This window comes from Psychrobacter sp. Ps2, assembly GCF_022129405.1.
Taxonomy (GTDB): Bacteria; Pseudomonadota; Gammaproteobacteria; order Pseudomonadales; family Moraxellaceae; genus Psychrobacter.
This window is the reverse complement of record NZ_JADQAM010000053.1, coordinates 154841-163949: the sequence shown is the minus strand read 5'-3', so window position 1 is coordinate 163949 and position 9109 is coordinate 154841. Positions and strand designations below refer to the sequence as shown.

8 protein-coding genes are annotated in these 9109 nt (G+C 43.3%); 2 read left to right on the top strand and 6 right to left on the bottom strand.

Features of this window, described 5'->3' with window-relative positions; genetic code table 11:
• Positions 1-229: 229 nt before the first annotated feature.
• The gene (locus tag I3254_RS08140) at positions 230-670 is read left to right on the top strand and encodes a PACE efflux transporter (protein WP_160020982.1); all 441 of its coding nucleotides are present in this window, start codon (positions 230-232) and stop codon (positions 668-670) included.
• A gap of 70 nt (positions 671-740) precedes the next feature.
• On the opposite strand, the gene I3254_RS08135 is transcribed toward I3254_RS08140, so the two are convergent.
• On the bottom strand, positions 741-1538 hold the full coding sequence (locus I3254_RS08135; protein ID WP_238052437.1) for an enoyl-CoA hydratase-related protein: 798 nt from the start codon (positions 1536-1538) through the stop codon (positions 741-743).
• Between the two features lie 339 nt (positions 1539-1877).
• Between I3254_RS08135 and I3254_RS08130 the strand changes: the two genes are divergently transcribed.
• Positions 1878-2690, top strand: coding sequence for an alpha/beta fold hydrolase (locus tag I3254_RS08130; RefSeq protein WP_238052436.1), 813 nt, complete (start codon positions 1878-1880; stop codon positions 2688-2690).
• A 150-nt stretch (positions 2691-2840) separates the two neighbouring features.
• Here I3254_RS08130 and I3254_RS08125 read toward each other — a convergent pair whose 3' ends face one another.
• The 5 genes from I3254_RS08125 to I3254_RS08105 all read right to left on the bottom strand — a co-directional run bounded on the left by I3254_RS08125 (position 2841) and on the right by I3254_RS08105 (position 8676).
• Positions 2841-3905 carry an HpcH/HpaI aldolase/citrate lyase family protein gene (locus I3254_RS08125; RefSeq protein ID WP_238052435.1) on the bottom strand — a complete coding sequence of 355 codons (1065 nt, stop codon included), beginning with the start codon at positions 3903-3905 and terminating at the stop codon, positions 2841-2843.
• 65 nt (positions 3906-3970) lie between these two features.
• Complete coding sequence (locus I3254_RS08120) at positions 3971-5152, bottom strand: cysteine protease StiP domain-containing protein (protein WP_238052434.1); 1182 nt, start codon at positions 5150-5152, stop codon at positions 3971-3973.
• Between the two features lie 65 nt (positions 5153-5217).
• Positions 5218-6048, bottom strand: a complete 831-nt coding sequence (locus I3254_RS08115; protein ID WP_238052433.1) for an HAD hydrolase family protein — start codon at positions 6046-6048, stop codon at positions 5218-5220.
• 42 nt (positions 6049-6090) lie between these two features.
• A complete protein-coding gene (locus I3254_RS08110; RefSeq protein ID WP_238052432.1) occupies positions 6091-7407 on the bottom strand; it encodes a phosphoribosyltransferase domain-containing protein in 1317 nt (438 codons plus the stop codon).
• 42 nt (positions 7408-7449) lie between these two features.
• A complete protein-coding gene (locus I3254_RS08105; protein WP_238052431.1) occupies positions 7450-8676 on the bottom strand; it encodes a trypsin-like peptidase domain-containing protein in 1227 nt (408 codons plus the stop codon).
• Positions 8677-9109: the final 433 nt, after the last annotated feature.

Genomic DNA, 9109 nt, shown 5'->3' with positions numbered 1-9109 from the left:
GATGCTAGAAAGTACCTGTTTGCGATAGTCTATTGAATAAGTCATCGTTTATTTCATTAAATGCAATTGTTAATAGGATTGTATCGGTTTTATTTGGATTAGACTATATAATATAACTGCAGGCGGAAACCGTGGCTTTGCACTTTATTTATCTTTTCTAACTCGGGACGGACCGATACTTTGACATGCACCTTGCTGTTTAAATACATGTGCTTTGGAGTCTTGGTTGATGACCTTATCACCGCTTAAACGTCGCTTAATTTATGTGACCGCCTTCGAAATTATCGCGATTATCTTATCTACCCTTATATTGATGAAACTCAGTCACAGTGATGCATCAGAATCCTTACCAATCGCCGTAATGATGTCGGTAGCAGCCGTCGTTTGGAACTTTATATATAATACCGCTTTTGAAGCGTGGGAACGTCGCAGGCGCATTGTACGTCGCACGTTATGGATACGCAGTGTTCATGCTTTTGGTTTTGAGGGTGGGCTGGTGTTAATCTGCTTGCCACTTTATATGATTTGGTACGATGTTGGTCTAGTAAAAGCCTTTATGATGGAAGTAGCGCTACTGCTGTTTTTCTTAGTTTATACGTTTACGTTTACTCTGATCTTTGACAAGATATTTACTTTACCTCATCATTCTAAACCCGCTACCGCTTCTTAATTAAAGGCATTGACAAAAAAAGGGCTACCATATTGGCAGCCCTTTTTTGATTGTATCGTTATTTAAGTTATTATTTACCTTGATATACAGGCTTACGCTTTGCTATAAAGGCGCTAACCCCTTCGATAAAGTCATCAGTTTTTGCCATTACTGTCTGTTGCTCTACTTCCGTATCTAACGCTGCGCTCAAACCAGCGAAGGCGTGTACGTTGAAGCTCTCCTTCATAGCAGCCAACGCCTTGCCTGGCAGTTGGCTCAATCGTAGCGCCAACGCTTGTACGGTAGCATCTAGCTCATCAGCACTCACCACGTTGTTTACCAGATTTAAGCGTGCCATATCTTCTGCTTTTAGCTTATCACCTAGCATTACAAGCTCAGTGGCTTTTGCTGCACCAACCAATTGGTTTAATAAGTAAATACCACCTGCATCTGGCACTAGGCCAATATTAACGAACGCTTGTACAAACTTCGCATTGTCTGCGGCAATTCGGAAGTCACAAGTAAGCGCCAAGTTCATGCCAGCACCTGCCACAGCACCTTCTAATTTGGCAATAATCGGCTTATGGATATGACGTAACTTTAAGCTGACTTCGCCTGCGCCTTCTACCATACCTCTTAATTTGTTTGAAACAATATCCTTGTCTAATCCTTCAGACAACATCTCTTTAATATCGCCGCCGCTTGAGAAATTACCACCAGCCCCTTGCAAAATAATCACCCGTACTTGATCATCTGCAGCCGCTTTATCCAGCGCTATCAAGACTTGGTTTTTTAAAGGTGTGCCAAAAGCGTTTAAGCTTTTTGGATCGTTAAAGGTAATGGTAGCAATGTGCTCTGCAACTTGATAATCGACGAGAGACTGTGACATTTGAGATTTCCTTATTTTAAATGACTGTTTTAATATTCTGTATCAATGACAATACTTTGAGATAAAGGTAAAAATGGTTCAATGCTGATTACTATAGCAGCTTGCTACGATTATAAAAGCATGTTTTGTGGGCGCTTAAGACACATCTACATACTGGTAAACTTTACTATTCTATTGTAAAAGCTGATGCTAGCTAATGAGACAAAACGACTGGCTCGTAAAAAGGCTATGACCTAAGGGGTTAATGGATTATGCTAATATGCCAGGTTGAGCGTAAAAGAGTCGTAAAAGACACAAGGGTACGCTCGAACTTTTCATTGATCAAACAAGGATGTGGTTATGCCAACTATCACTGTAAATAACGCTGATATTTATTACGAAGACAGCGCACCGAACGACACACAAAAGCCCGTTATCGTATTTGCTCACGGTCTATTGTGGAGCTCGCAGATGTATGACAAGCAAGTAGAGTATTTTCAAACAGACTATCGTTGTATTGCTTTTGATTTTCGCGGGCAAGGTCAGTCGCAGGTTACCAAATCTGGCTATGATATGGAGACGCTGACAGAAGATACGCTTGGCTTACTTGCAGCGCTTGGTATTGATAAATGTCACTTTGTTGGGCTATCTATGGGCGGGTTCGTGGCTCAACGTATTGCGCTCAAACGCCCTGAGTTGCTGTTGTCATTAACGCTGTTAGAAACCTCTGCTGACCCTGAAGATCCAAAAAACATCCCTCAGTATCGCAAGCTGGTCAAAGCGATTCGCTGGCTAGGTATGAAGCGTGTGAGTAATAAGGTGATGCCAATCATGTTTGGCAGTACGTTCTTGGCAGATAAGCTGCGTAAATCTGACCGTAAGCAGTGGCTAACAATGCTACAAAGCAATCGCAAGGGCGGTGTGGTCAAAGCAACAATGGGCGTTATTGAGCGTACAGGTACTTATGAGCAGTTGGGTGAGATTACAACGCCGACACTGATTGTGGTTGGTGATGAAGATGCTGCCACGCCTTATGCCAAATCTGAACGCATGCATTTTGCTATCGCTGGGTCCAAGCTTGCTATTATCAAAGGTGCGGGTCATACATCGACAGTAGAAGAGCCTGATCAAGTGAACCAAGTACTTCGTCAGTTTTTGGAAAGTTGTGCTTAATATAGATACTGTTCGAGAGCTTTAAAGCCTTATATCTATAGAAAGTCCTAAGCAAATATCTATATAAAAAAGCCGCTACCTGTATTTGATAGCGGCTTTTTGTATGGTGTAAGTTGTTAAATAGCAGACAGCCATTATCGGCAATGAAAGCTACATTCGTGAGCTGTACTGGCTATGTCCATCATCAATGGTTCCAAAGGCTTCTGCACGATTGACAATTTCAGTCGCCCAAGCACGGTGCGTCGCAGGCTCTAGCATCGTATTATTGTACTTAAATACTGCTTTGGCCTCAGTGTGAAGGATCGCTTGGGCTTCATCCAATGTACTCAATGGCACACAGTAAGCTTGCTGTACCAATGCAATTTGGCTTGGATGAATGACAGTTTTGCCCACCATCCCTAAGCTGACATCTCGGTTCAGCTCTTGCATAAACAGTGTCGGCTGATCCAAGTACTCAAATACTGGCGCGGTAAGATAAAAACCATGCGGCACAAAACAGCCCAGCATTTGATAAGCCAACGTACCGATAGGCGAGTCATAGACAATACTGTTTTTTGGGCGACGTAAGCGCAGTGCTGCGAATAAGTCATTACCGCCGATACGCAATGCAAAAACTGGTTGGCTAAACGCTTCTTTAAAAGCGATGGCAAGCTCCTGATTGTGATGCGGATTAAACAGCGCTGCGGTTTCGAGCGTCGGCATAAGTAGTTGATCTACTTTTAGGTTCTGACAAGCCATGCGCCAGTTAGATAAGCTATACATATCAACTTTTGGCATAACGAAACCATCGATAAGATCGATATGGGTATAGTCAGCCAGTTGCTGTAGCATCATCGGGCTACGTGGACGTATAAAAACCAGTGGACGCGTCGGATGCTGAGCATGAATCTTTGCTGATTTAGATGGCGCATTAATGCTATTCACATGCTCAGCCCAAGTATCCAGCAGGGTGCGCAAACGCTCAAGCGCCAACTCTACATCCTGCTGACTGACCGCATCCTCTAGACAGATAATAATACTATTAATCGTCGGTAGTTTGTCCCGCTTGATGACTTGCCAAATATCTTGGCGAGTCGCAGGCATGTATAAGCTAGCACCGAGCTGATATGGATGGTGCGTGTGCGGTTTGACCATCGCATGACGCTCAGTGATCAGATGCGCATAAGATTGGGTATCATTGTAAAGTTCTGACTCGGTTTTTAGCATATCTGACATAATTGGCATCATAAGTAGAGGGTATAAGAGAACGGAAAAGAAAGTATTTAATACCGTTAAATGTATTAAGTGTCTTGGGAGCGCTGCTTGATAAGCGTGATGGCTTGATAAGGCAGTATTTTATCACCTAATACACTGATAGTGATATTTCGTTGTGCACATAAATGGCGTAGCAGTACGGTATCAGGGTGCTCAGCAGTGGCGAGCAATATACGTTCGGGATCACGGCGTAATATGGCACGTGTTGCCTCGGCAATAGTCGGCTTAATACGGTTGCGATTGACGATATGATAATCTGCTGCCAGCGTCTCTATCAATGCAGCCGTCTGGTAGCGTGGCTGCTGGTAAGTCGGTAAACGTGCTGGAGTAGTAGCCAATGATCGTCTCACGGCATCGATACGCTCGATAAATGCCAAGCTATGATCTACCTCAATTAAATCATCATAAAAGACACTGCGATGCAGGCCTGATGACGGCTCTGTATACAAGCTACGTGAAATTAATCCCGATACGGTGCTATTCAACAAACCAGATGGGATTAACCAGTCTTCTTCACTTGCCGCCAGCCAAGCAACGCCAGCCGGATCAGCAAGGGTCAGTAACGGAATGACGTCAGCGCCTTGATGAAAAATGTTGGCAAAATTAAGATGAGTAGAATCACTAAACGTCTCTAGACTACGAGCCAACTCTTGATAAATAGCACCTTTACCTGTCCAACCATCGACGAATACAATCGGACTATTTGGATAAGCCTCCAGTAGCATTTGCAGGGCCACTGGATCAAGACCACGATCCCGAATGATACTGATGCCATAATGTACGCTTGGCAGGTGATAGCTACTGTCTGTATCCGACAGCGCACGCTGCAATAACACACCAATTGGCAGACCAGCTCGCACCAAACTGACCAAAACCAGTGGATGCTCATCACTCACGTCCTGCTGGAACAGCTGATGTAGCGTATGAGACAAATGAGCGATATCAGTCGCGGTCCTTGTTGACCCTTGCTCTAACGCCTGTATGTATAGCTGCTCATGCATTGCAGTAGGTGCTTGCTCTAAGGTCAGCATGTCAGAGTAATGGCGTTGTCCGCTTTGAATAAGCGCTTCTTTTTGACTGACTGGCACATCGGCAACCGCGTCCTTATCCACCATATCGAGTAGGACAGTGACATCGCTTGCAAGATAGCTGCCTGAGCCATAGTTTTTTAAATCGGCTCTTTTGGTCTGTATATTAGGTAAAGTCATAGTATGAATAATAGCACTCTTGATTATAACAGTGGATTTGCGTGGCTGTTGTTTAAGCTGATGGTTTAGCCTGACGATTTAGACGGGTATTGCTCATGCAATTGGCCATGATTGGGCATACCGTACCAGTCCAATAACTGCAAAAAAGGCAGATCAGCTAAGCTATCACCAAAGCCAAAACTGGGACGCTGATGGTCTAAATGATGCTCTAATAAAAACTGTACCGCATGACGCTTATGAACCGCATGGGGCAATATCGCTAGGTTATTGGCATTCACATGTACATAGAAATCTTGATCAAAATCACGTATCAGAGTGGGCAGTTTCTCAGCTAAATCTACGAGGGCTTGATGATCTTTCTGTGCATGTTTGATAGCCAGATAAATGGTGAGCTCTTCATCCGTAGAGCCATTGTTAAAGTTATCGATATGCGGTGTAAATACTAGGTGACTTTGCTCGCTTTGACTATGACTGGCAAACAATTGACTTAACTGATTAAGCTTATCTTGCAATGGCGCGAGTTTACTATACATATGCTGCTGCCACCTGCTCAGAAGTGCTCCGTCAGACGTTAAAATAATCGCTCCATGGGTCAATACTTGCCAGCTATCAAAGGGCAGCTTCACACGTTTTATTTCACTACGATCCCGTGCCGTTACTACGATTAATTCAGTGCTAGCAAGCAACCAATTAAAAAAGGTTGCTTGGCGCTGGCTCATAAAGCTTAGTGGTTCGTCTTGTTTATTGACTGTCGCACAAACTAGAGATTCAGGTTCAGTGGTGGGTAAATCCCAAGCGTCAATTTTACGTTGGGTTTGGAATAACGTGTCATCCAAATCCATCAAGGCATAAGGCTTGATGATATCTGAGTTGGCTTTAAAAAAGGAGGTAGTCATGGTGTCGTCCGTAAATAATAGGTTTGAAAGTTAGAGAGCAGTTTAAAGACTAGGGCTCACCACCAGCACGTTATCCAAACCTCGCCACATAGCATCCACACTATCAGCTGATGTTTCTATACACAACACAATCAAATCCCAATCACTAGGCTCAACGTTATAAGCAAAATTGGTCATACCAAGCCCGTAATTGTCGCTAAAGCTTAGCATCGTAGTAATCGCTCCACCAAGTGCAATCGGTGAGCGGGTTAAAGCGCTAAAATTAACCATGGAGGCTGTATCTTCGCTCAGATTTTTAGACTCTAATTCAAGCCATTCAGCCAATAGAAATGGCAACCAAACAAACTCATTGCTACCCAATACTAGGATTCTTTTTGGTAGCTGAGTAACATCAAAGTTTTCTTGATCATTAAAACGAGTAAATGCAGCCTGAAAACTCGAAAGATAGTTAGCAAACCCATCTGTACTGTCTAGCGTTGGAAATCTGCCCCAATTACCAGTATCACCGAGTGCCTGACTACCAGCGGCAGTAGTATCAACCGATGGCATTGTAATGGGTTCAGGATTGGGTGCATCTGTCCATTGCCAGGCACCAGACAGTAAATGATGGCGATGAAACTCAATACCAGCGAGACGATCGGCCATACGTGCAGGCTTAGCATCTGACTGTGGATTAGATGTTTCTTGATCTAATGACCAGTCGACCAATGTTGTCAGATGCACTTGCTCTAACTGGTTCAATCCTGCTTCACGTAGGGCCGTGACGACATTAACACAGGTATTACCCGTTGAGGCTTCATCATCGACCATAATTAGTGTTTTACTGGCCAGTAGCTGCGCTTGAGTAACGCTATCTTTGCTCTGATAAATCAAATGCTGACTGGCATGACTGTGATCTTCATAAAACGTCGTTAGCAAGGAGTCAGTACCATTTGTATCACTACTTTCATCGTGCTGTGCATGACGCGTAGAGTTCAATAGCAGAGCTTGAGGATAGCGCGTTTGTAGCGCTTGATGGACACCAGCAGATAGACCTACCGCGGTCTCTGCCATACCAATGACTAGAACTGGCTCAGGCAAGTGATTAGGTACTAAATCAGCCAAATCAGTAAATGCGTTTCGCATAGTGCTTGGCGCAACGGGAATATGACGACCTAGCACTTTTGAGACAAACAAAAACGCACGCTTTGGATTAATACGCTGTGCAAATCCAAGCAAATCTTCTAATTGATAATGGTCGCGTTGTTCTGCAACATTTTTATTAGTGGCTGATTTATTGGTGGCTGAGTTGATTTGATAAGTTAGATCTAGCGTACCACGGGGTAGGGTGATGGTCGTACTGTGTTGCTCATTTAACATTCATATTCCTTGGCGCTTTTATTTGTATGTCGTCGTAGATTTTTAACCCTGACAGCCAACCAGCCATAAGGCACTGCGACTTTGCTTGCTTAGCTGAGGTGTTGTAAGAGGCGTAGCACTGGTCAAATCAGTCGTGTTCTCCAAGCTGATGCCAGCGCTCGCCAGTAGGGCAGATAATAACTGAAATTTCACCGCATAGTTCATATTTTGTGCATGTTCATGAACCAGACTTGATGTGACCATACCGACCACCTCTCCAGTCGGCAATAATAAAGGACTACCACTAGATCCAGGCTGAATGGGTGCGGTGAATTGCGTATGACGGATATCGTTATTTAAACCTGTCAGTCCTGATATACAGCCTTGAGTGACTTGCAGTTGGCTACTCAGTCCTGATAACGGAAACCCCAGTGTGGTAATAGTCTCACCCAATATATCAACACATTGCTGCGCCAGTGGGAGGTGGCTAGGCAAAGGGTCGCTAACTCTAATAATAGCTGAGTCGCTTCCGATATCGCTGAGTACGACTTGTGCCTCGCGATCAGGCTGACCTTGCTGACGTATGCCAACCATCGCTGCTGACTCAATTACATGATAGCAGCTCAACAGATGATAGGGATCAATAGCAAACGCTGTTCCTGTCCAAGTCTCGCCTGCTTGTACATGACGGGGAGGGCGAGCTTCGTTATTTAGTTGAATACGCTGCTGCTGTTGCGCTTCTTGAATAAGCGTATGTGTGCTAGGCGGACGAACATTCAGACTAACCTGTACATGATGCTCAAGGCTTGCTAAGCCTTGTGTTGATGCCTCACCAAGTGCCCGACACTTGAACTGTCCATTACGCTGATATATTTCTAATATAATCGCTGCTTTGACATGCCGCTCGTTCGTTGTGAAGTTATAGCGAATATCTCCGTTGTTGAGCGTGAGGCTTACGTCGTTCAACTCTACCGCTGGCAAGTTTAGGCTTGGCTCATGATAAACATAAGCAATCAGTTGTAAGAAACTAACGCCAAGCGTATCAAATAGCTGGGGTAAATCTAACTGCCATGTACTTGGATTATCCTTGTTATCGAGCTGAGCCCAGTCTTTAGACTCATGTAAATAAGCAGGACTACAAACTGCTTTACGATAGGCATCTAATGGCAACCACAATAGTCCAAGCTGCTGTCCAAATCCCAATGGTTTAGTAGTAGAAAATGCGATCGCACACTTTGTATTTTCGATAACCGTATTGGCTCCTAGCACTAATTCGACTTGCTTCGACATCACATTTCCTTAGTTTATTTGCGCGATTATAATTATTTTTATTGTTTAATGATTTTATCTTTGAGACTAAAGTCTGACTATATAAAGGGTTTTGATTTTGTTTTAAACCTACCATTCCAAAAAGAAAAAACGCTAATGGATGTTTTAATAAACAATTAAGATTAATTGCATAATAGATATATCAAGATATATAGGTTTAAATAGTTTCAAAATCCCTTTTAATAATTAATTCCTTTTAGAAAATAATGATGAGGTTTTATAGTCTAGCCATTTGTCGGTTAATGTAGCCACTTATCGGACAAAGCCATGTAGTGTATTGCTACAAAACCAAATTCCAGTGATAATACAATCAAAATCTATTGCTATTTAGTAACTCTACTGTGACCAAGTGTTATCTGTAAAGTTTAAAAATAGTATTTGATTTAAACCTATT

Excerpts from the sequence above, each read along its gene's own strand:
- I3254_RS08115 (WP_238052433.1), bottom strand. The coding sequence starts at position 6,048 with ATGACTACCTCCTTTTTTAAAGCCAACTCAGATATCATCAAGCCTTAT.
- I3254_RS08140 (WP_160020982.1), top strand. The coding sequence starts at position 230 with ATGACCTTATCACCGCTTAAACGTCGCTTAATTTATGTGACCGCCTTC.
- I3254_RS08120 (WP_238052434.1), bottom strand. The coding sequence starts at position 5,152 with ATGACTTTACCTAATATACAGACCAAAAGAGCCGATTTAAAAAACTAT.
- I3254_RS08130 (WP_238052436.1), top strand. The coding sequence starts at position 1,878 with ATGCCAACTATCACTGTAAATAACGCTGATATTTATTACGAAGACAGC.
- I3254_RS08110 (WP_238052432.1), bottom strand. The coding sequence starts at position 7,407 with ATGTTAAATGAGCAACACAGTACGACCATCACCCTACCCCGTGGTACG.
- I3254_RS08105 (WP_238052431.1), bottom strand. The coding sequence starts at position 8,676 with ATGTCGAAGCAAGTCGAATTAGTGCTAGGAGCCAATACGGTTATCGAA.
- I3254_RS08125 (WP_238052435.1), bottom strand. The coding sequence starts at position 3,905 with ATGTCAGATATGCTAAAAACCGAGTCAGAACTTTACAATGATACCCAA.
- I3254_RS08135 (WP_238052437.1), bottom strand. The coding sequence starts at position 1,538 with ATGTCACAGTCTCTCGTCGATTATCAAGTTGCAGAGCACATTGCTACC.